Genomic DNA, 24176 nt, shown 5'->3' with positions numbered 1-24176 from the left:
AATTTTAATGAATTTTATATTTTTCAATTATTTCTTTTCTTTTTCTTGGTTCAGCCATTTCAAATCCAAAACCATTTTGACTTCCAAAAATTTGATAGCCATATTTCAGTCCGTAGAATCTATCGATTAACATTTTTAATGCTACTACCTCTATTTCTTTTTTGGTATAAGCTTCGTATACAATAGGCAGGTATTTTTCCATCATTTTTACATTAGAATGTTGAATAACACTCCACATAACATTCGTAAATTCTTCTCCCACTAAAGTTCTGCCTATATAAGTTTGATGAATATTGAATAGAGAATCAATAATTCGTTGATTTTTAAGATCAAGTTTTCTTTGTTTTTTAAGTTGTATTGGGTTCTCGTAATATTTACCTTTCATTTGTCTGTAATATTGATCGTTAGATTTAACATAATTAATTAACACTATTAAGTCCAAATTGAAGTTTCCTTTTTCAGAATAAGCTTCTAAATCAAGTACAGTTTTTTTTGTGCGTTCTTTTTTACAACCTTTATAGAAGTTATTGAATGTTTCCGTGATTATTTTATCCAAACCGGATGGTCCAAATTTATCAACGTATAAGCAAACATTATTATTACTAAAACTAATGGCCTTCGTAAATGCGATTTTGATATTTGATTTAGGTTCTTTTAGATTTACAAATGCCATAGTGATATTCCAAAAATCACCACTATTTAAATTTGAAGCATTATATTTTACTGATAATTTAGTCTCATTTAATTTAAATAAACCATTTTTGTAATCCTCATCAGAAACATTTTCCCTTTGTATTGGCTTATATTTTAAAACTTCATTGTCAAAATTATCGTATGTGAATTTCATTTCTTGGCCTTCGATAAATGAAGTTATAAATAATAACGTAATTAAAAACTTAGTTCTCATTTCTTTAAACATTTATATTTTTAAACTTTATAATTATAAAAGAGTTCTTCGTATTAGAGCTCAAAATGATTATCATCAATGTTTTTATCAATTACTAAATAATTGGGATCAAGAATAACTTTAGACGGATGAACATCTAGTTGAAAAAATAATTTACTATTGGCCTTCATTATTTTTTTCTTTTCAATAGAAATTAATTTTCCGCTGCTGGTATAGAATCCGAGCTCGATATAATCATTAAGTTTTAAGGGAGCACCTACATTACCATTTCTATACTTTAAAACTTCTAAATCAACTTCAATTGTAAATTTTTCTTTATTCCTAGATACCATTTTTGCACTATTAATTTTATTTTCATAAAATGTTATTGTTTCAAACATATCAATTATTAAGTATTGTAAATTTTTTGGTACCGACGTTTTCAATTCATTAATCAAATCAATTGAAGTTGGATATTTGTTGGTTCTAAATTTATATGAGTCTAGAAAATTTTTAAGAATTTTGTTTAGATTCTCTTCTCCCAAATAGTGACTCAAAGTATTAAAAGCAATTGTACCTTTACCATAAGAAATATACATTTGGTCTTCATTTACAAGGTACAATGGATTTTCAGTACCATCCTCACGGGTTCTCCCCCTCAAATATCTACTTCGCTGAAATTTTAAAAAACTCATTCCTTTTTCTTCACCAAAATATTTTTTATAAATTTTATAACTTATATATTCAGTTATACTCTCGGTAAGCATTTTCGCCCCTAAAGCATCAGCCGAAACGACTTGGTTTCCCCACCATTGATGTGTTAATTCATGTGCCGGCATATAAAAAGATAAGTCCATCTTATCGGTATCCCCATTTGAATTTATTATAAACCTAACTTCTGACATAGGAATTGAATTAGCCATCGTAGTTGCGTAAGTTCCCTCTGAAAGAGGAAATTCTATAACACGTGCCTCTTGATGTTGATAATCACTAAAGTATTTTGTATTGTAGTCTATTGCTGCCTTCAAACCATCAATTATTTTATCATTATTATAATTATGGTTTTTGTGATGATATATTTCAAGATTTACGCCTTTATGCTTTTCCTTCTTTATTTCAAATTTTCCCGAATTAAATGCGAATAGAAATTTTATTTTTTTATTCATTTTATAATGAAAATAACTACGACCATTTTCTTTCCATTTTTTTTGCAGATATCCCGGTGCAATTGCTATTTGATCAGCACTTGTGCTTATGATTGCTTCAAAATCAACTAAGTCGCTATCCGATGCTGTATAATGGTATTTAGTAACGGTACTATCTGAAGGATGTTTTTTAAATTCATCACCAATATACTCAAGCCTTGGAAGTGCGTCATTAAGAATATATGTACCATTTTTAAGGGCACTTGAATTTCTTTCAAATACCGAGTTTTCTTTGTTTTCAATGTCGAAATTTAGTGTTAAGGTATCATGATGAACTAACGGTTTTTTTAACACGTGAACTTTGAATTGCATCATTTTATCTTCAATTAAAACCTTGTTTGATTCGCTTATTGTATAATTGGTGTTTTCATCAAAACCGGTTTTTATGAGTAGTGTATCAATATTTTTTTCGGAATTATTGACAATTGTATATGTACCGTTTGCGTTAAAAGTATTACTCCTAGGAAAAATATTCATGTTTATTTTAACTGCTGTTATTTTTGGTTGTTTAATATTTTTATACTTATCAAATTTCTTATGGAAGTTAGATAGTATTGCATTTTGTTTTTTCTGAGAAAATTGAATTTTACCTTCTGATTTATATATTGAAAGTCCCAAAGTAATAAAGGCCGTTAAAAAAATACTTGTAAAAATTTGAATTTTTCCTGTAAAGCGTGCCTTCATTTGTAAAACTCTTTCCTTAAATGAAAATGTAATACCTCTTTTCCATAATAGGTAAGACAAAATCATTAATATGCAACCAAAAACAAACCAATACATTTGAACCAGCGTATGTCCAAAAAGACCGTTACCATAGCCATTTAAATCACTATAATTTGCTTTAGGAGGTGTATTGAATTTTAATAAGTTAGTATCAATACCTATTAGATCTAAACTACCGACACTGAATAATCCAATTATGAGGATAAATAAACTTAAGTATAGTTTTGGTATCAAAGTATGCATAAATACCGATGTAAATGCCCACACAATCAATATTGGGAAAATGACGACAAACAAATGAAATGTGTAAAGCCCTAATTCAAAATGGAAGTAATTGTTATATATCTGTATGGCAATACCACAAAACATCAAAATTACCAAAAGCACGAACTGTATTTTAATTATTGCGACTACTTTTGATAACATTAAGGACCAGTTAGAGATTGGACTCATATCAATTAATTGATCCATTCTAGATGTCTTAGCTCTATGCACAAGCATTCCTGAAAATAAAAAAGTAATTATTGTAACAACCATAGTATAGAAAAATGCCGGTCCAGATATCATTATTCTTGTTACAGGAAGTAATATTAAATCACCCTTATTGGTTACTTTTGTAAGTATAAATACGATTGTTAGCATTCCAAATACCGCCAGAATATAGAATAAAGGGTTTTTAAAAATATACTTAAATTCTAAATTGGAAATCTTAAACGTTGCATTCAATTGATTCCAAAAGCTAAAATTGTATTTTACTTTAGACACATACACCTTACCTGAGCTTTGGAAGTTGTTTTTTACCATCCTTAGGCCCTTGGCCTTTTTAAGTCTAAAACTTAAGGCTTCCTGAACTAGGGCAAATTTTTTATAAAAAAGTATAAATAGAATCGAAATAGAAACCATCCAAAACAACCTATTATATAGTACTACGCCTGAAATGGGGATTAATTTCGAGTTTTTATCAGAAAGAGTCCACATTTTTGTTTCATACAATGTAGTATTTTGTGCAAAAGGATCAAGTAATGCTATTAAGAAAGAGTTACCAATAAGCAAATTTTCAATAATAATCTGGATTAAAAACAATACTATGACTATTACAAAACCTGTATAAATGTTTCGTGTTATGGCAACTCCCATAAACACGAGTAATCCATAAAAAAATAAGTTTGGTAGCGTGTAAATAAAGTAAGCACTTAAATAACCTAACATATTAAATTCTCCAATTTTTGGATTATTTACACCTAACATTTGTTCACCAATAAATAACGCTATTATTACAAATAATGAAATTAAAGCAACTATTGAAAATCCGCTTAAAAACTTACCAAATAAGTAGTTTCTCTTTCTTATTGGAAATGAGTACAGAATGTTATGAATTCTACTTTTATAATCCCTATAAATAGTTGTACCGATAATTGCTGGTAAAAGGAACATAAAGAATTTATTAAAAAACTGTAATAAAGAATTTATTTCCAGAGGAGAGTTTAAATGTTTTAATTGTTTCGTTGATGTTGAAGGACCATCAAAGAAACCTCCTGTTCCTAGCATGGTTACTAAAGCAAAAGCAAAGAAAACAAATATATATATGTATGTCGTTGGTTTCTTTAACCAATATTTAAGCTCGTATGAGTATATTTTAGTTGTCATAATTTTTGATTTTTATAAGTTTGGAGATGCTTTTTTCGCATAAGTGAAAACTAATTTTCGTTCAATTGATCTTCCCGCAATGCGATAAAGTAAACATCTTCTAAATTGGCTTTTGCCTTTGAGAATGAGGCATCAGGCTTATTAGTGGCAAAAACTCTTACGTTTAAGCTATTATCCTCATTGAAATTAGTAGATAACACAGAGAAAATTTTTTCAATTTCATCTAATTCATTGTTCTCGATTTTTTTTACCCAAATAAAATCTTCAATTTCTTCAACTGAATCAGACGGTGTAGTTGTTTTTAGTATTCTACCGCCGTTAATAATGGCTAAATTATTACACAAATCTTTTACATCATCAACTAGATGTGTTGAAAATATTACCGTATTATTAGTACTTATTTCGCGTAGAACATTTAGAAATCGATTACGCTCAGCTGGATCTAAACCGGCTGTGGGTTCGTCAACAATTATTAATTGTGGGTTGTTTAATAATAATTGTGCTATACCAAAGCGTTGCCTCATACCCCCTGAATATCCACTTACATGTTTTTTTCGCATATCGTATAAATTTGTAAGTTGTAAAACTTCTTCAACTATTATTGTTCTTTCTTTTTTGGAAGAAATTCCTTTTAAAATGGCAAAATAATCCAAAAGATTTTCGGCAGAAACTTTAGGGTATACACCAAAATCTTGAGGTAAGTAACCTAATACTTTTCTTAAACTCATTTCATCTTTAATGGCATCTATGTCATTAAAGGTAATCGAACCACTATCAGGCTTTTGAATTGTTGCAATAGTTCTCATTAACGAAGACTTTCCTGCTCCGTTTGGCCCTAATAATCCGAACATTCCAGTCCCTATCTCAAGATTAAGGTTATCTATTGCCTTTATGCCATTTTTGTATGTTTTAGTTAAATTTTCAATTTTTAAGTTCATTATGGTATTTTTTTTGGTTATACTGATTTCCTTCTTTTAAATTTTGCTTAGATATAATTTATTATTTTAAGTCTTTACGGTGCGGTTTAAATAAAATTTATCAAGTCACATTTATTACATAATTTTTAATAATGTTGCAAACTTCATTAGAGTATGATTAATTTTAAATCGAAAGTAGCTTTATCGCATTATCTTAAAAAAAAGAATTCATCTATCACGGGAAAATTGAGGTTGAATTAATGATTTTTCCCTTTGAATAATTTATGGACAATAAAAATATTAGAAAGTGATTAAGTGTTTGTTTAAAGATTATTATCCTACATTCAGCTACATAAATCCTAAATTAAGCTATTTTTAAGTACAATTATTTAAGATATTTTATAGATTAGCCTATGCCTAGTCTTAAACTTCGATGAAAATTCTGGTGATAAAAAATTTTGTTTTAAAATATGGAGAGCTCTTTATACATCTGCTGTTTTGGTCGTTCTATTTTGCATTTATAAATGTAGAATGGACAAATGAGTGGTTAAATAAAACAATAAGACCCAATACTCCCTCACCAATTTTAGCATTGTTATTCCCGTTCTTATTTTATTTAAATGCATTTTGGATGATACCAAAATATCTGAAAAACAGAAAGGCTGGGCTATATGTTGTAATTGTTGTTGTAGGATCGCTTATTTTAGAACTATTAAGAGTATTAATCGTTTTGTTAATTAAGTTTAAGACGGTCTTAACTATTGATGCCGTTATTGAAGAATTTTTAAGTAGGGACAGTATATTATTCGGTGCACCTAGTGTTTTATTGTTTTCATTATTATTTTCGTTTGCCTATCGATTTACAAAGGATTGGATAATAAATAACCGAGTTATAGAACAGCTAAAAACAGAAAAAATACAAATGGAATTGAATGTTTTAAAATCTCATATAAACCCTCATTTTTTATTTAATAATTTAAACGCTTTAGATGACTTAATAGATAGAGATAAAAATAAGGCAAAAGAATATTTGCATAAACTATCAAAAATGTACCGCTATTTGATAATGAATATGGAAAATGATATAGTAAACTTGCAAGAAGAATGGAGTTTTATGGAGGATTACATTTATTTAATTGAAGAGCGTTACGGTAAAGCATATCAATTCGAAAAATTAAATAATTTATATAATTTATACCATTATTTAATTCCCCCAGCATCATTACAAAGTCTTATTGAAAATGTTGTAAAACATAATCAAGGAACTATTGAAAATCCTCTAAAAGTTGTCATTCAAATTGACAAAAATGGACTTTCAATAAGTCATATTAAACAATTAAAAACGAACGTGGCAAATAGTTTAGGAACGGGGTTGAGAAATCTAAAGTCGAGGTATAAACTATTAACATATAGAGACATTTCAATTCAAGATGGTACAAAATTTACGGTTACATTACCATTAATAAAAGAATTACAATGAGCAAAATTTTAAACATCGTGGTATTTGAAGATGAACAACGTGCGGGAGAAAAACTAATAGATTTAATAAAAGAGTTTAGTCCAAATTCAAAGATTACTTGGAAACGAAGTGTTGTCGATGGTATAGCATATTTAAGAGAAAATAATGACATTGATCTTATTTTCTCGGATATTGAATTAATAGATGATAACGTCTTTAAAATTTATGATACATTTCAACCAAAATGCCCTATTATATTTTGTACAGCATATGATAAATTTTATGTAGATGCCTTTAGCACTAATGGCATTGCATATTTATTAAAACCTTATACGAAAGATCAATTCGAGAGTGCTTGGCACAAATACATACAATTATTTAGTGAAGTAAATAAAACGCAAAACCATATTATTTCTGGCGACTTAATTACTAAATTAAAAACATTGGTTGAAAATAACGAACAAAATTATAAAACCAAATTTTCAGTAAAAAAACATGAAGGTATCATTTTATTAAAAACTAATGATATTTCATATTTTCAGGCTCAGGGAGATTTTGTTTTAGCTATTGATAGTTCTGGACGGAAACATATATTAAATTATTCGTTAACTGCAATTGAAAACTTAATTAACCCTAAAGATTTTTTTAGAATTAATAGAAGTGAAATCGTAAGTGTCCATAGCATCAAAAAATTTAGTGTTTACAGTAAAAATAAAATTGCAATAAGCCTAGATAAACCGAAAGCCACATTATACACGTCAAATAGTAAAACTTCTAATTTTAGAAAATGGCTAGAAAATAGTTGAGGTCTTTTTTGACTAATTAAACAACCATTTCCAATCTTTTATCAGAATAGTTATAAATTCTTTTATCAACCACTGAAGACAAAACAAGCGATGTTGTAAGTTCTCCATAATGCGATAAACCAGTATTTAACCTTTCTAAATCATCAGTATTCTTTACATTAGCCCGAATTAATAAACAATCATTTCCTGTTAACTTATGGCATTCCATTATTTCTGGAGTATTTTTTATTAACTCGTAAAATTTTTCTGCTTGACCAAATCTAATTTTAGCAGAAATATAAACTCCCATAGGGTAGCCTAATTTTTTTAAATTAACATTAGCTTGGTATCCATTTATAATACCAGCTTCTTCCATTTTTTGCATTCTTTCAGAAATAGCAGGAGAAGAGATTCCCACCCTACGTGAAATTTCCTTTAATGGCATTCTTCCATCTTTTTGTAATTCTTCTAAAATTAACCAATTTGTTTTATCTATATTCATAATATAAAGTATTATTAATTATTTAATTACAAATATAATGTTTTTTTAATAAATATCAATTTTTTATAAAATAAAACATTTTTATTTTCATTTCTAATTAATATTGTTATCTAATAATAAATTTTTTATTAATATATAAACGTTTTTTAACATATTAACCTAATTATATAATTTTTTAAATTAATAATGATTAATATCTTTGAATAACAAAATTTAACTATTTAAAACAACATATTATGGATTTAATAATAAGAAAGGCAACCATTAAAGATGATGTAATCTTGGCATTATTAGGGCGAGTAAGTTTTAGAGAGGCTTTTGGGCATTTTTGGACGGATGAGAAAGTATTAAGAAATTATTTTAAAAATACTTTTTCGGTTGAAAAAATCAGAAGTAGCATAACTAAAGAAAATAATGTTTTTTGGATTGCATTTGCGGATAAGCTCCCTGTAGGTTATGCAAAATTGAAGAAATACTCTCCATATGAATCAATTTCTGATAAAAGACCAGCACAACTGCAAAAAATTTACTTACTAAACGATTATGTCGGGAATAAAATAGGAAAAAAAATGCAAGATATTTTATTTGAAGAAGTGCAAAATTTAGGAATTAAAACGCTCTGGTTAGCCGTTTGGGATAAAAATGATAAAGCAATTAAATTCTATGAAAAATATGGATTTGAAAAAACTACAAAATATCATTATGAATACGAGAACCTCAAAGCGGATTATGAAGTAATGACTAAAACGTTTTAACATGAAAATTCCAGTAATACTTATACCTTTTTTATTAGCATTAGCAGCATCCATTGGAAACGCAATGGTTACCGTAGGTCAAAAAAACGCTAGTAATTATAGTAATCCGTTTTTCTTTGGAGCATTTTCATTGCTATTTGCCGCAGTAGGTTTATTTGTAATTGCATTCTTTTATAAAACAGAACAATTATATAGTTATGCTATTGGAAACATTAAATGGTTTGCAATGACCGGAGTAGGAATGTTAATTCTTAATGTTTTCCTTTATTTTTTGTACAGGGGATATGGAGCCAACTCTTATACTCTTTATGCCATTCTAGCAATTATAACCACATCCATTGGCGTATCCATTTTTTACTATGGAGAGAAAATGAATATTTATTATGCTGCTTCTTTAATCTTGGCTATAGCTACGGTATTGGTTTTTATAAAAGGTAAATCTTTGGATGGTTAATTCTAAAGAAATTAACAAAACACTTTGAATAAAATCTTAGAACCAATGACTAGAATCTATTTAATAGGGCGACCTTATTTTAAAAAATTTAATTACTAATTAATAAAACGTATTATGCTCATCACGAGAAAATTTTTATTCAAAAAAACTTTAGCACTTTGTCTTTACATTCTTACAAATCATACAATTTTATCACAAAATACCATAATTGAAGCACAGAAAATAAATGCCAAAATTACAGTAGATGGAATAGTGAACGAACCTATTTGGGAAACTATTAAACCTTTAAAGGTAACCCAAAAAGTTCCAAATTCAGGAGATGCACCGACACAAAAAACGGAAATTAGAATTGCCTACGACAATGAATTCATTTATTTATCAGGGAGAATGTTTGACAATGAGCCAGAAAAAATAAATTCAAATTCTAAAAAGAGAGATGAATTTACCGAAAATACCGAATGGTGCGGGATAATTATTGACACTTATAATGATAGGGAAAATGCTCTCTCCTTTTTTGTAACACCAACAGGTTCTAAATTAGACATGGCATTATCTGGAGATATAACTGGGTCTAATGCTTTTAATACAAGTTGGAATACTTATTGGGAAACTGCTGCGACTATAACAAAATTGGGTTGGTTTGCAGAAATTAAGATTCCATTTTCGAGTTTAGCATTTGAAGTGAAAAATGGCGAAGTCATTATGGGAATTACCACTTGGAGGTACTTGGCAAGAAATGATGAAACAGATATTTACCCTCCCAGAGATGTGTCATCAGGAAGCTCTTTTAGACCTTCGCTAACCCAAAGGTTTAGCTTTAAAAATATAAAAAAGAAAACACCTATACATATTACACCTTACGTCTTAATTGGTTTTGAAAAGTTGAATGAGTTCAATATCGATAACCAAAACTACGATGCGAATAACAATTTCAAAAAAGAGGTAGGTTTAGATGCAAAAATTTCTTTAGGCAGCAATACTACTCTCGACTTAACTGTGAATACTGATTTTGCTCAAGTGGAAGCTGACAATCAACAAGTAAATTTAACCAGATCAAGCATATTTTTTCCAGAAAAAAGACTGTTTTTTCAAGAGAGAGCGGGCTTGTTTAATTTTGATTTTGGATTATCGGATAAGTTATTTCATAGTAGAAGAATTGGGATAGTTGAAGGACAACAAACACATATATATGGTGGAGCAAGACTCATTGGGAAATTTGGGAAATGGGAACTGGGAGGGTTGACCATGCAAACAGGTTCTAAAGGGGAAATAGATTCGGAAAATTTTACTGTATTTAGGGTTCGGAAAAATATTATAAACGAAAACTCTACAGTTGGTTTAATTACAACGAACAGAACCGATTTTCAAGGCAAATATAATAGCGTTTATGGGATTGATGCTAATGTTAGAATCATTAAGGATAATTATATTACTTTAAAATGGGCTCAAAGTTATATTGATGATCAAAAAGAAAATTCGGATTTAAATAGATCAAAATTATTTGCTGAAATTTCTAAACGTTCTCAGCAAGGGTTCACATATACCATTAATTATAGTAAAGCAGGTAAAGATTACGTGCCTGGAGTAGGTTTTGAAACGAGAAGAGACTTTAGTCAATTAAACTCAAATCTTTCGTATAATATTTTTCCGAAACAAGAATCGAAAATTTCACAATATGGACCTTATAGTAATAGCACACTTATATGGAGAAATACGGATGGTAGTTTAGAATCAAGGAACTTAATTCTTGGTTTTCAAATGCTTACTAAATTAGGGTGGACATACAATATATTTTCAACTGTAGATAAAGAGTCATTAATTTACCCTTTTAATTTTCCCGAAAACATAGAAATAGCTCCTGGAAATTATAATTTTAATAGTATAAATGCATCGATATCCAGTTCAGCTGCCAACAAATTTGCGTACTCTTTGACTTTAGGTACAGGAGGATTTTACGAGGGTAATAAAACAACAATAAATTTTGCCCCTTTCATAAATATTACCACAGATTTGAGTGTACAAGGGAATTATCAATTGAACTATTTAAAATTTCCTAATCAAAATAAAAGTACCACAGTCCAATTAGGTAATGTAAATATTCTATATACTTTAAATACTAAACTCAACGTAAGCAGTCTAATTCAATATAATAACGTTTCACAAACTATTACTGGAGGATTAAGAATAAGATATAACCCTAAAGAAGGTAATGATTTTTATTTGGTATATAATGGCGATTTAAACCAAAATACTAATAGAGTTATTCCAAAATTACCAGTCAGTAATAGTCAAAGCATCTTATTAAAATACAGCCATACTTTCCATTTTTAAAAAATAACAGATACCGATTACATTAAAATTTACATAAATGAAAAGGAAAAGTACAAAAATTATACTGTCAATTATATTGATTTTAGTTAGCATTACTATTTTAGTCTTACTAATAATAAGCCATGGCAAGACATCTGTATTTAAGGATGCTCAAGGCAAAAAACTAGAGAATAGCATAGCCGAAATGAAATATGTTAAAATTGGAGGAATAAATCAATTTATTCTAATAAGGGGTGAAAACAAGAAAAATCCTATTTTACTTATATTGCATGGTGGACCTGGAACATCAGAACTTCCTTTATTTAGAAAGTATAATAGTTTTCTTGAAAAACATTATACCGTAGTACAATGGGATCAACGAGGAGCGGGGAAGTCATATAGTGAAAACATCCCGATATCCTGTTTAAGCGTTGACCAATTAATTCAAGACACTCATGAACTAACTAATTATTTGAAAATCAGATTTAATCAACACAAAATATTTATTTTAGGGCACTCTTGGGGGTCTTACTTAGGCTTGAGTACAGTGCATAAATATCCGGATGATTATTACGCGTTTATTGGAACTGGTCAGATGACGAACCAATCGGAGAGCGAAAAACTAAGTTTTAATTATGTAATGAATAAAGCAAAAGAACAGGAGAATGCCATTGCAATAAAAGAATTAAATGAAATAGGAGAATATAATCTGAGTAACCTTAATAAAATTGGAATTGCGAATTGGTTTGAAGTTCAACGTAAATGGCTTTTAAAATTTAATGGAATAATTTATAATTCCGAAAACTATTTTAATTTGATCTATTTACCATATATTTTTAATAGAGAATATACACTTTCGGATAAACTCAGCATTTTTAAAGGGAGTAAAATATCAATAGATAATATGTTCCCAACAGTATTAACTACAAATTTGAAAAAAACTATAAAAGAATTAGGACTACCTATTTATATATTGCAAGGAGCTTATGATTATACAACATCATACAATTTAGCAAAAGAATATTTTGATATGATAGAAGCACCAAAGAAAAAATTTATAACTTTTGAAAAATCTTCGCATAATCCAGCATTTGAAGAACCTGAGAAGTTCAATCAAATAATGATAAAAGAAGTTTTAGGTGAGAATTTTAAGTTAATAGAATAAAATTAAACCTCAATCTCAAACAGCGTAAATTGAATTTTTAAAGAATGAATAAAGAATGGAATATATTGTTAAAAAAAGTATGGACATAAGGTGAACTAATTAAAAATAAAAAAAAGGTAACCGAATAGGTCACCTTTATAGTGCTAATAATTACCAATAAATGGAATTAAATAAAATTAAAAACCCTGTAAACATTTAATTTACAAGGTTTTAGTGAATTTTAATATTCACTCAGCGGAGAAAGAGGGATTACTCACTCCATTGGAGTTCGTGACCCCAAAATGGTAATCCAATACAAACATAGAAACCGCAGCAAGCTATCGCTTGCATGCTTTTTACTTTCCGGTACTTAAGAAAGTAAACTTTCTGCGTGGCATAAAGTAAAAAACCCACAACTTTCGTTGTGGGTTTCATTTTGCGGAGAAAGAGGGATTCGAACCCCCGGAGGTGTGACCCTCGCTGGTTTTCAAGACCAGTGCATTCGACCACTCTGCCATTTCTCCAATATCGCGGTCTGCGTCCTCTGTAGCTTTTTGCGTAAGAGGATGCAAATATAGAAAGCTTTTTTAAACTATTTTATAAAATTTCATAAAATTTACTCAAAATCTTTGCTACTTTTGTGCTATGAGTAATTCAATCGGAAAATTATTTAAACTAACTACATTTGGTGAATCGCATGGTGTGGCAATCGGTGGTATTATTGATGGTTGTCCCGCCGCAATTGAACTAGATTTTGACGCTATTCAAAACGAATTAGACCGCCGTAAACCAGGACAATCGGCTATTGTTACCCAACGTAAAGAGCCTGACCAAGTTGAGTTTTTGTCAGGAATTTTTGAAGGCAAGACCACAGGTACTTCTATCGGTTTTTTAATTAAAAATACCAATCAAAAATCGAAAGATTATTCTGATATCAAAAATACGTTTAGGCCCTCTCATGCCGATTATACCTATACCAAAAAATATGGTTTACGTGATTTTAAAGGCGGTGGACGTTCATCTGCTCGTGAAACCGCAAACTGGATCGTAGCCGGAGCCATTGCTAAGCAAATTTTAAAAGACATAAAAATCAATGCGTTTACTAATTCTGTAGGGTCAATTGCTATAAATAAATCGTATCAAAAATTAGATTTGTCAAAAACGGAATCAAATGCAGTACGTTGCCCCGATACAGATACGGCAACCAAAATGATAGATCATATAAAAAAAATAAAAAAACAAGGCGATACTATTGGCGGAACAATTACCTGTGTTGCCCAAAATGTACCCTTAGGTTTTGGAGAACCTATTTTTGATAAATTACATGCCAGATTGGGCCAAGCAATGCTTACCATAAATGCCGTAAAAGGTTTTGAATACGGCAGTGGTTTTGAAGGTACAAAACTAAAAGGCTCCGAACACAACGATGCATTTAATACAGACGGAACTACCAAAACAAATCTTTCTGGTGGAATTCAAGGTGGTATTTCCAATGGTATGGATATCTATTTTAATGTGGCTTTTAAACCCGTGGCCACATTGCTCCAAAAATATGATACTATTGATGCTGATGGCAATGCAGTAAACGTGCAAGGTAAAGGTAGACATGATCCATGCGTGGTACCGAGAGCAGTGCCTATTGTTGAGGCTCTAACCGCAATGGTTTTGGTTGACTTTTTTTTGCTAGACAGAGCAAGAAAACTTTAACATTTTTTCTTATCAACAAAGCCTAAATAGTCAAAAAATCTGACGTAACTTTAGGCATCGAAAATCTAAATTACATAAAAGGTAGAGGAGCACAATTAAACACTGACAATCGCTTTTTGCAGCATCAAAAAGTTATTGAAAGTGACTTTTTAAATTATTGTTTAAAGGAAAACGAAAGTCCTGACAACAATAAAACTCAATATTTAGAAATCTTTCCAAAAACCATTTTAAACAAAGTTACCAGTACAGATATTGGTTTGGCTTACTCTATGAATCCCTACCAAGGTTGTGAACACGGATGTATTTACTGTTATGCCAGAAATACACACGAATATTGGGGCTATAGTGCCGGACTAGATTTTGAACGGAAAATATTATACAAAAAGAATACAGCAGAATTATTAGAGCAAAAATTAAAAAGCAAAAATTGGAAAGCTCAAAATATAATGCTTTCTGGCAATACCGATTGTTACCAACCTATTGAAAAAAAATTAGAGCTAACCAGAAACATTCTAAAAGTCTTTTTAAAATATAAGCACCCTGTAAGTATAATTACAAAAAATACTTTGATTTTAAGAGATTTAGATATACTTACTGAATTAACTGCTTTAAATCTTTTGCATGTTAGTATTTCTATAACTTCATTACAAGAAAAGACCAGAAGAATACTTGAACCCAGAACCGCATCAATACATAAAAGATTAAAAATAGTGGAAATTTTATCAAAAAACAATGTTCCTGTTAACGTGATGATGGCTCCTATAATACCAGCAATCAACAGTCATGAAATTTTTGATTTAGTAAAAAAAGTAAGCGAACTGGGTGCAAAATCCGCCGCATATACTATTGTTAGACTAAACGGTGCTATTGGTGAAATTTTTACGGACTGGGTCAGAAAAACATTACCGGATAGAGCAGACAAAATACTCAATCAAATTGCTGATTGTCATGGAGGTCAGCTTAACGACAGTCGTTTTGGCACTCGAATGCGGGGAGAAGGCAAAATTGCCGAACAAGTTAACCTACAATTCAGGTTAGCTAAAAAAATGTTTTTGAGTTCAAATTCGTTACCTCCTTTAGATTATTCTATTTATGCTAAAAATAAAAGCCCTCAATTAAGGCTTTTTTAAGAAAAATAATTTATCAAATTTGAATTTTAATTGATTAAAATCTTGAAACTGTTGTGAAGAGTTTTCTGAGTTAATTTATAAAATTCTATTATAAATTGGTAATTTTAAGGTTTTAAATCCAACCTTACAATTATGAAGCTCTTAAAACTATTACTGACTATCGCTGTACTTTTGATTACTAATCAGTTTAACGCACAACAAAACCAAACTTATTTTACCCTTGGCCCTACTTTAACTCCTGATGCTAAGTATATTATTTTCAGTTATGAAAGTGACCTTTGGAAAGTGCCGACCAAAGGTGGAAATGCCGAACGACTTACGGCTATGCAAGGTAATGAAACCAATCCCAGCGTTTCTCCTGATGGAATGTGGTTGGCATTTTCAAGCAATCAATTTGGTAATAACGATGTTTATATTATGCCACTTGCTGGTGGTGAAATAACACAACTTACTTTTCATGAAAGAGGTGATAATGTTTCTTCATGGAGCTGGGACAGCTCTACAATCTATTTTACTTCTGGACGACTTAATTCCGTGACCACTTTTAGTATCAATAAGAATGGAGGCACGCCAAAACGTCTATTTGGCCATTATTTTAATACTATTCATAATGTAGTTGAAAATCCACTTAATGATGAAATCTATTTTAATGAGTCTTGGGAAAGTGGACGCTTTGCACATAGAAAAAGGTATAAAGGTGATTATAATCCCGATATTAAGTCTTACAATACAAAAACTAAAGAGTTTAAAAAACATACTACCTACAGAGGTAAGGATTTTGGTGCAACTTTTGATAAAAATGGGACAATCTATTTTAAATCAGACCAAGCAAATGATGAATATAACTTATATACTTTTGAAAATGGTAATAAAAAACAGTTGACCAGTTTTTCTGCCTCAATTATGTGGCCTAAAGTTAGTGCCAATGGTGAAAAAATAGTCTTTAGAAAGGATTATCAAATTCATGTATATGATGTAAAAACGGGCAAGACCAACAAACCATTAATTAATGTTTTTAAAAATAATACGTTGGCTAAAGAGCAAAGCTTTCAAACAACTGGGAAAATTAGTTATTTTGATGTGTCACCTGACGATAAAAAATTAGCGTTTGTTTCTAGAGGAAGGTTATTCATTTCTGATACTAAAGGAAAATTTGTTAAAGAGATAAAAACTGACCCTACGGAAGCTGTGCAAGAAGTAAAATGGCTAAAAAACAATAAAACACTACTTTACTCTCAATCCGTTAAAGGATATTACAATTGGTTTACTATTAATGCCGATAACAATTCTAACCCAAAACAAATTACCAATACTAATAAAAACAATAGGCAAGTCACTTTCAATAGCGACCGTTCTAAAGGTGTTTATATTAGCGGACGAAATGATATTGTTCTTATTGATTTAACTAACCTTAAAACGAACACTATCGTAAGTGATGAATTATGGGGGTTTTATAACAGTAATCCTTATTTTTCTCCAGATGATAAACACATTGTTTACAATGCGTATCGCGATTTTGAATCGGACATATTTACGTATGAAATTGCGACAAAGAAGAGTACCAACCTAACAAATACCAAAGTTTCCGAATCTGATCCGGTATGGTCTCCTGATGGGAAATATATTTATTTTTCTTCTGATAAAACAAACCCAAGTTATCCTTTTGGCACTACTAATTCCAAAATTTATCAAATGGCTTTGGACAATTTTGAGGCTCCATTCAAATTAGATAAAATTGATAAATTATTTGAAGAAAAGAAAAAGGAAGAATCTGAAAACAAGAAAGGTAAAGACAAAAAAGGAGAAAAAGAAAAAGTTGAAAAACCTAGTGTTAGCATTAAACCGGATGGAATAATGGAGCGACTTACACAGATCAGCCCATCTTTTGGACAGCAAGGAAATATTACAGTTTTAACAAAAGATGATAAAACTTATATTTTTTATCTCTCTAACCACAGCGAAGGTAAAAATCAACTTTGGAAAACCACCATTGAACCTTTTGAAAAAAACAAGACCGAACGTGTAAGTGATAAAAGAGTTTTTGGCTATCAAATAGTCTCTTCAACCAAAAATAATTACATCCTATTTGATGGTGCTATTTCTACACTTAATACTGAATCTAATAAACTTAAAAAAATTGAAACCTCATTTAAATTCAACAAATCGTTGGTAAAAGAATTTATCCAAATGTTTCACGAAGCATGGGCAGGTATGGAAGAAAATTTTTATGATGAAAACTTTCATGGTCAAAACTGGCAAAAATTACGCGACCAATATGCCCAATATTTACCTTATGTTTCTAGTAGAAGTAATTTAAGATTAATTTTTAATGATATGTTAGGTGAGTTAAATACTTCGCATTTTGGATTTAATTCTAATGGCAAAGAGGAGGATATTTTCCATGGTACTCGCACGCTAGCTACTGGTCTTTTATTTGATAATAACAATCCGTATATCGTCGATAGAATTATTAAACAAAGCCCTACAGACGTTAAAAATAAAAATATTAAAATTGGAGACGAATTAGTTGCTGTAAACGGCACAAGAGTTAACCATAAACTAAATAGAGAAAAATATTTTTCAGTACCCTCATTTCAGGATGAAATTACCTTAACTTTTAAACGTAAAGGTATTGAACATAACGTGAATGTGCATTCAACATCTAGCGGTAATGTTCGAAATTTAATTTATGACGAATGGCAAGATGCAAACCAAGAATATGTCGATAAGAAATCAAAAAATAAAATTGCCTATGTACACATGAAAAATATGGGAGGGGGAGAACTCAGAAAATTTAAAGAAGATTTGGTAAGTAGTGAGGCTGAAAAACAAGCTCTAATTCTAGATTTACGATATAATACTGGTGGTAATGTACATGATGGTGTTTTGAATTTCTTACAACAAAAAACATACTTAAAATGGAAATATAGAGAAGGGAAACTAACTGGGCAATCTAATTTTAATTATGGAAACAAACCCATTGTACTACTTATAAACGAACAATCATTATCTGATGCCGAAATGACAGCCAATGGATTTAAGGAGTTAGGCTTAGGTACAATTGTAGGAACTGAAACTTACAGATGGATAATTTTTACAACAGGGAAATCTTTAGTTGACGGATCTTTCTATCGTTTACCTTCTTGGGGATGCTACACTCTAGACGGTAAAAATTTAGAAAGTGAGGGTGTTAGCCCTGATGTTTATATTGGCGAAAGTTTTAAGGATAGATTAAATGGAAATCAACCACAATTAGATAAAGCGATTGAGATTATTTTAAAAGAGTTAAATTAACAAGTATATGGCTTTTATTTCTTTTAAAAGCAACCTATATTTGCGGCTAATTCTAAACACTAAAAATGAAAGACGGATTATACGCAAAATTCAGCACCAGTAAAGGCGAAATACTAGTTAATTTAACTTATGACAAAACACCAGGAACTGTAGGTAATTTTGTCGCATTAGCAGAAGGTAATCTTGAAAACAAGGTACTCCCTCAAGGAAAACCATATTATGACGGTTTAAAATTTCATAGGGTAATTCCAGACTTTATGATTCAGGGCGGTTGCCCCCAAGGAACAGGTACAGGTAATCCAGGCTATAGTTTTGATGATGAGTTTCACCCCGATTTAAAGCATGATAAACCTGGAGTTTTATCAATGGCAAATTCTGGTCCGGCAACTAATGGTAGCCAGTTTTTTATAACGCATGTGCCAACTCCTTGGTTAGACAACAAACATACTGTATTTGGAGAAGTAACCGAAGGTCAGGATATTGTGGATAGTATAGCTCAAGGTGATAAGATAGAAAGTATAGAAATTGTTAAAGTTGGTAGTGATGCTGAAAATTTCAATGCTATTGAAGCATTTAGAACTTTTGAAGGTTCTAGAGCTAAACGTGAAGCGGAAGAAAAAGAAAGACAAGAAAAAATATTGAGTGATGTTTCTGAAGGTTTTGAAAAAACGGACAGCGGACTTAGATATAAAATCCTAGAAAAAGGTAATGGTAAAAATGCAACCAAAGGTGCAATGGTATCTGTGCATTATAAAGGGCAATTGTTGGATGGTACCGTTTTCGATTCATCCTACAAACGTAACGAACCTATTGATTTTGCCATTGGTGTTGGTCAAGTTATCCCAGGCTGGGACGAAGGTATTCAACTATTACAAGTTGGAGACAAAGCACGTATGGTAATCCCTTCAGAATTAGCTTATGGCTCCAGAGGTGCCGGAGGAGTAATACCACCAAATGCTCCGTTAATTTTCGATGTGGAATTGATGAATGTAAAATAAGTCCATTTCTTAATGACATTTAAAAAAGGCTCTTAAAAAAAGAGCCTTTTTTATGGAATAATTTCTTTATATTTGCTCTACGTTGTTGCTACCTAAAATTAAATATTGCTATGGAAGTAACAGATTTGGATATTTTAAAATATCCCATAGGTAAAGCCAACATACCCAACCCAATCACTTCGCAACATATTACCGATTGGATAAAAATACTTGAAGATTTTCCTGAACAGCTTACCAAATTGGTTATCGATCTTACTGATAATCAGCTAGACACACCTTATAGGCCTGAAGGTTGGACTGCTAGGCAAGTTGTGCATCATTTGGCAGACAGCCATCACAATAGTTATACGCGTTTTAAATGGGCATTAACAGAAGTAAAACCTGTTATTAAACCTTATTTTGAAGATCGCTGGGCAGAACTTAGAGATTCAAAGTCGGCTCCTATCCAACTCTCATTAAATTCAATAAAAGCTTTACATGAAAAATGGGTGTATTTTTTAAAAGGATTATGTGCTAACGAATTACAACATACTTTTATTCACCCCGATGACAACAAAGAAGTGTCTTTAGCTGAAAATATTGGAATTTATGCTTGGCATTCAGTGCATCATTATGCACATATTGATGGGTTGAAAAAAAGAATGGGCTGGAATTAAGAAGGACTACCTGTAAATCAATCCATTTTTAAAGTTTTCGTTTTTACCATTAAGGTCTATTAAAAAACCATTGACCACAGCATACTCTATTTTTCCGTTCTTTTCTAACAAAAATGTTGGGTTTACACCTACTTTTACGTTTAGCTTGGGCGTGGCTTTTGTAACTTTTAAGATTGTTATGGGTTTGTTTGTATGGTTTGTTCCATCAGGCAGTTTAGCCATTTTTACAAAAGCATATCCTTTTTTTAACATTGATAATGCATTTAACCTACCATAACTTGTAGTAGAGGCTATCATAGATGGATACAATTTTCCCGCTACAATTTTATAGTCTTCGGCATCAAAAGTTTCATAACCATAATACGTAGATAAATCACCTTGGTCTATAATCCTACCTACATTATAAAAATCTGTATTTTCTTTATTATCAACCTCTCCTCTATTTATTCCTAAATCTATTTTATATTTTTTACCCATAAGTTCATAAGTCACATTTTTAATTTTCAAATCAAAAAGCTTGCGATCATTTTCTGGAATTTTATTATAATCTTCAATAGGTATATCTTTATAATCCTCATTTGCAATAGTATAAATTGCCGAAAGTATTGAAACATAATTTAACTTTCTGATTTCTTGTTTTTCCACATCATCAGGGTAGCCTCCAGATTCAATTAAAATACCACTAGTACCCCATTTAGTTATATTATCGCCAAAGGCTCTAGGTTCAAAATCATCATTATAACGACCTACCTGACCTGGTGCATATTTTTGAATGATATTGTTCATAAACACAATAACTTTCATCGCATTACCCCTAACTTCATTGATTTCCTTTTCGTAATTATAAGCTGGTGCCAAATAAGATATTGTAGCTGGTTTATCTGTCCTTTCGGCATTATAATAGGTACTCTGATCGTGTAAATTAAACCCAAACTCTGCATTTAAACTATCTCTAACACGTTTTAAAGTTTGCCCTTCTGGAGATTGTAATCGTAATGCATCTCTATTAATATCAATACCTAAGGCATTTCTTCTGGTAAATTTCTCTGCACCATCTGGGTTTAACATGGGTAAAAAGTGTAAGGTCAATTTTTTTAATATTTTCTTTTTTTCTTTAGAGAAATCATCACTATCTAAAAAATTTAAAATATCAAAAATAGCTTGTGTTGCTGTTGGTTCATCACCATGCATTTGCGACCATAAAAAAACATTTACCTTACCACTGCCAATGCTTATTAAATTTAGATCTCTACCTTCTATAGATTGCCCTACTTTATTCACTTTGAATTTTGAATTTTTACGATAATTCTCAATTAAAGGTTTTATATTATCGTGCTTTATTCTACGTTTGTCCAAACTTGTCTCCTTAAACTTATTGTAAGTATTATAAAGACTACTGGTCATGTCATTAGTTTGAGCCGATGTAAATTGGGTAAATAAGAGGGTAAATAACAGTAAAACTATTTTTGCTTTCATTAATCTATTTTTTAGGGGTTGGTTTAAAATTTAAACCTTTAGTTGCTTTCTTAACTTTATTTAAAAAATCTTTTCCGGGATCTGTTTTTTTAGTTCTATAACCATCATCTACTTCCAACCATAGTGGATGATCTTCAAAGTTGGTATATTCGTAATGCCCAATTAAGTATTGGACAGTATACTTTTTTGCCAAATATTCAACCAGCCATATGTTAGACTTCAGTTGGGCTTTGGTAAGCGGAGTATCTTTAGTACCTCCAACATTTTCTATGCCAATTGCCGCATGGTTTAATCCAATTACATGTCTTGCCATAGTTGTTTCAGCCATTAAACGGTAAATGGTACCATCTTGATCTACTAAAAATTGCGAAGAAACATTCAATCCACTGATATTTACTAGTTCGGAACGCCAATTTGGCAACATTGGTTTTTCAAAAGCGTCATAAGATTTTTGCAGTGTAGGAATAGCTGTCCAATGCAACACAATTATTTTAGGGTCAATTGTTGGTAATTCTTGCTCTAAACCATAACGTAGAGAAAGATACTCAAGCGTAAGGTCTTTTCTTTCTTTATCAAAAACTATAGGCTTGTCAATAATTTTATGAGTTGGCTTGCAAGAAAAAAAGGCTACAAAACCAATTGATATAATACTATTTCTCAATAAAAAAATTGTCCTACTTTCCACTTTTCAAAAATACTAAAGTTTATATTATTAATGGAACATTAAAAAATTAAATAATTGGCAAAAAAAAACTGTCTCAACTCACTAATGTGCTAAGACAGTTTTACCCCTTTATTCTATTAATCAAAATAATTTATGTGTTTTTATAATTATGATTAATATTTTTTTGTTATTCATATATAAAACAATATTCATCCAAAAAACCCTACCCTGAAAACCTATTTATTTATTGACAATCTTATCTTTTTAGTTTAATCGCATGAAAATCAATTTAATAAAATTAACTTGCAAGAGATACTATCTTGAATTTTTTTCTAAGTCTTTCAATAAGCTTTCAGCGGAATTGGTAATATTAGAATAACATTTCAGCCCCCATTTATAAAAAAAGAATAGAAAAATAACCATTAAAGGTATATACCAATACCAAATGTTATTTTGCATAAAAAGGTTTTTATTACTTAAAATTTTTCCAGATACTGGCAATGAGGTAACCAACAATAGAAGGCTAAAAAAGATACTGGATTTTTGTATCAATAAAGAGCGTTTTTTATACTTGGCATAATTTAGTAGTGTTTCTTTAAAATTCCGTTCTGTATTATTAGTAATATTTTTCATCTTATAAATGGTTTGTAAAGACAAAATTGGTAACGCAATAAGATAAGTAATTGTAAAAACACCGCAAGCCATTAAATACCATGGTTCCAATTTGGTTATATTAATCATAATAAAGAATGCAAAAGCAAAACAAATTATTGCTCCAATAGTTTCAGGAACAGCTATTTTACTCAGTTTTGATATGTAACGTTCTTTTGTCATTTCCATAATTATATTATCGGTTAGTATTTTTTGTTGTTCTACTTCTTTAGATAAATTAGTCCAGTGCAATTTCATTTCTTCCAGTTCCATATTACTTTAAAATTTGTGTTTTTAGTTTTTCTTTAATTCTAGATAAGCGTGTACCAATATTTGTTTTGGTAAAGCCAGATATTTCGGCTATCGCATCATAACTTTTCCCTTCTAGATAAAGTAAGACGATTCCTTTTTCTATAATGTTTAGTTTTTTAATTTGCTGATATAATGATTTAATTCTGTCCTCTAAAATTGTGTCACTTTCATCTGATTTATATGTAAGTATTTGCTCAATGGGCACTTTTACCCCATCTCTTTTTTCTTTTTTTAAAAATGTTATCGAAGTATTTAGAGCTACTCTATAAAGCCACGTACTTATTTTTGAAGTTCCTTTAAACGTTTTAAAAGATTTCCATAATTGATATACAATTTCTTGATAAAGGTCTTTTTGGTCTTCAGTACTATTCGTGTAAACAGATGATACTTTAAAAATAATGCCCTGATTCTTCTTAATAACTTCAGTAAATTCTTGTTCTTTGGTCATTCAAAAATTAATTACAACCTATTAGTGTAAGAAGAAAGAAAAAAATCACAAAA

The 24176-nt window shown here is 30.3% G+C and carries 19 protein-coding genes and 1 tRNA gene; 11 read left to right on the top strand and 9 right to left on the bottom strand.

From position 1 onward, the window contains the following. Positions 1-4: 4 nt before the first annotated feature. The 3 genes from U5A88_RS05085 to U5A88_RS05075 are packed head-to-tail and all read right to left on the bottom strand — an operon-like array spanning position 5 to position 5399. Positions 5-907, bottom strand: a complete 903-nt coding sequence (locus U5A88_RS05085; protein ID WP_354204343.1) for a hypothetical protein — start codon at positions 905-907, stop codon at positions 5-7. Positions 908-960: 53 nt separating this feature from the next. Further along, positions 961-4461: an ABC transporter permease/M1 family aminopeptidase gene (locus U5A88_RS05080; protein WP_354204341.1), complete on the bottom strand. Its 3501-nt coding sequence runs from the start codon at positions 4459-4461 to the stop codon at positions 961-963. A 50-nt stretch (positions 4462-4511) separates the two neighbouring features. Next, entirely contained in the window at positions 4512-5399 is an 888-nt protein-coding gene (locus tag U5A88_RS05075; protein WP_354204340.1) for an ABC transporter ATP-binding protein, read from the bottom strand. 412 nt (positions 5400-5811) lie between these two features. Between U5A88_RS05075 and U5A88_RS05070 the strand changes: the two genes are divergently transcribed. Then, positions 5812-6858 (top strand): sensor histidine kinase, encoded by a 1047-nt coding sequence (locus U5A88_RS05070; RefSeq protein WP_354204338.1) that lies wholly within the window; start codon positions 5812-5814, stop codon positions 6856-6858. Continuing rightward, positions 6855-7643 (top strand): LytR/AlgR family response regulator transcription factor, encoded by a 789-nt coding sequence (locus tag U5A88_RS05065; RefSeq protein ID WP_354204336.1) that lies wholly within the window; start codon positions 6855-6857, stop codon positions 7641-7643. The genes U5A88_RS05070 and U5A88_RS05065 overlap by 4 nt, the downstream gene beginning before the upstream one ends. Before the next feature lie 16 nt (positions 7644-7659). On the opposite strand, the gene U5A88_RS05060 is transcribed toward U5A88_RS05065, so the two are convergent. After that, entirely contained in the window at positions 7660-8124 is a 465-nt protein-coding gene (locus U5A88_RS05060) for an Lrp/AsnC family transcriptional regulator (protein ID WP_354204334.1), read from the bottom strand. A 236-nt stretch (positions 8125-8360) separates the two neighbouring features. Here U5A88_RS05060 and U5A88_RS05055 point away from each other — a divergent pair, with 236 nt between their 5' ends. The 4 genes from U5A88_RS05055 to U5A88_RS05040 all read left to right on the top strand — a co-directional run bounded on the left by U5A88_RS05055 (position 8361) and on the right by U5A88_RS05040 (position 12808). Beyond that, on the top strand, positions 8361-8879 hold the full coding sequence (locus tag U5A88_RS05055; RefSeq protein WP_354204332.1) for a GNAT family N-acetyltransferase: 519 nt from the start codon (positions 8361-8363) through the stop codon (positions 8877-8879). 1 nt (position 8880) lies between these two features. Next, the gene (locus tag U5A88_RS05050; RefSeq protein WP_354204330.1) at positions 8881-9333 is read left to right on the top strand and encodes an EamA family transporter; all 453 of its coding nucleotides are present in this window, start codon (positions 8881-8883) and stop codon (positions 9331-9333) included. A gap of 114 nt (positions 9334-9447) precedes the next feature. Then, positions 9448-11664 (top strand): DUF5916 domain-containing protein, encoded by a 2217-nt coding sequence (locus tag U5A88_RS05045; RefSeq protein WP_354204328.1) that lies wholly within the window; start codon positions 9448-9450, stop codon positions 11662-11664. Positions 11665-11701: 37 nt separating this feature from the next. Next, on the top strand, positions 11702-12808 hold the full coding sequence (locus tag U5A88_RS05040; RefSeq protein ID WP_354204326.1) for an alpha/beta fold hydrolase: 1107 nt from the start codon (positions 11702-11704) through the stop codon (positions 12806-12808). A gap of 418 nt (positions 12809-13226) precedes the next feature. On the opposite strand, the gene U5A88_RS05035 is transcribed toward U5A88_RS05040, so the two are convergent. Next, positions 13227-13311 (bottom strand) — tRNA-Ser (locus U5A88_RS05035). Between the two features lie 121 nt (positions 13312-13432). On the opposite strand from U5A88_RS05035, the gene aroC reads away from it, so the two are divergent. The 5 genes from aroC (at position 13433) to U5A88_RS05010 (ending at position 20572) form a co-directional block, all read left to right on the top strand. Further along, entirely contained in the window at positions 13433-14494 is a 1062-nt protein-coding gene (gene aroC / locus U5A88_RS05030; protein WP_354204325.1) for a chorismate synthase, read from the top strand. Between the two features lie 56 nt (positions 14495-14550). Next, entirely contained in the window at positions 14551-15624 is a 1074-nt protein-coding gene (locus U5A88_RS05025; protein ID WP_354208138.1) for a PA0069 family radical SAM protein, read from the top strand. Between the two features lie 132 nt (positions 15625-15756). After that, complete coding sequence (locus tag U5A88_RS05020; RefSeq protein WP_354204324.1) at positions 15757-18918, top strand: S41 family peptidase; 3162 nt, start codon at positions 15757-15759, stop codon at positions 18916-18918. 65 nt (positions 18919-18983) lie between these two features. After that, complete coding sequence (locus tag U5A88_RS05015) at positions 18984-19916, top strand: peptidylprolyl isomerase (RefSeq protein WP_354204322.1); 933 nt, start codon at positions 18984-18986, stop codon at positions 19914-19916. A 110-nt stretch (positions 19917-20026) separates the two neighbouring features. Continuing rightward, positions 20027-20572 carry a YfiT family bacillithiol transferase gene (locus tag U5A88_RS05010; protein ID WP_354204317.1) on the top strand — a complete coding sequence of 182 codons (546 nt, stop codon included), beginning with the start codon at positions 20027-20029 and terminating at the stop codon, positions 20570-20572. A gap of 6 nt (positions 20573-20578) precedes the next feature. Here U5A88_RS05010 and U5A88_RS05005 read toward each other — a convergent pair whose 3' ends face one another. The 4 genes from U5A88_RS05005 to U5A88_RS04990 all read right to left on the bottom strand — a co-directional run bounded on the left by U5A88_RS05005 (position 20579) and on the right by U5A88_RS04990 (position 24123). Further along, the gene (locus U5A88_RS05005; protein WP_354204315.1) at positions 20579-22048 is read right to left on the bottom strand and encodes a M14 family zinc carboxypeptidase; all 1470 of its coding nucleotides are present in this window, start codon (positions 22046-22048) and stop codon (positions 20579-20581) included. Positions 22049-22052: 4 nt separating this feature from the next. After that, the gene (locus tag U5A88_RS05000) at positions 22053-22709 is read right to left on the bottom strand and encodes a peptidoglycan recognition protein family protein (protein WP_354204314.1); all 657 of its coding nucleotides are present in this window, start codon (positions 22707-22709) and stop codon (positions 22053-22055) included. A gap of 318 nt (positions 22710-23027) precedes the next feature. Then, entirely contained in the window at positions 23028-23636 is a 609-nt protein-coding gene (locus U5A88_RS04995) for a hypothetical protein (RefSeq protein WP_354204312.1), read from the bottom strand. A gap of 1 nt (position 23637) precedes the next feature. After that, positions 23638-24123, bottom strand: a complete 486-nt coding sequence (locus tag U5A88_RS04990; RefSeq protein WP_354204310.1) for an RNA polymerase sigma factor — start codon at positions 24121-24123, stop codon at positions 23638-23640. Between the last annotated feature and the right edge of the window lie 53 nt (positions 24124-24176).

It is taken from the genome of Aureibaculum sp. 2308TA14-22 (assembly GCF_040538665.1).
In the GTDB taxonomy this organism is placed as follows: Bacteria; Bacteroidota; Bacteroidia; order Flavobacteriales; family Flavobacteriaceae; genus Aureibaculum.
The sequence above is the reverse complement of the archived record's forward strand: the minus strand, read 5'-3'. Positions and strand labels throughout refer to the sequence as shown.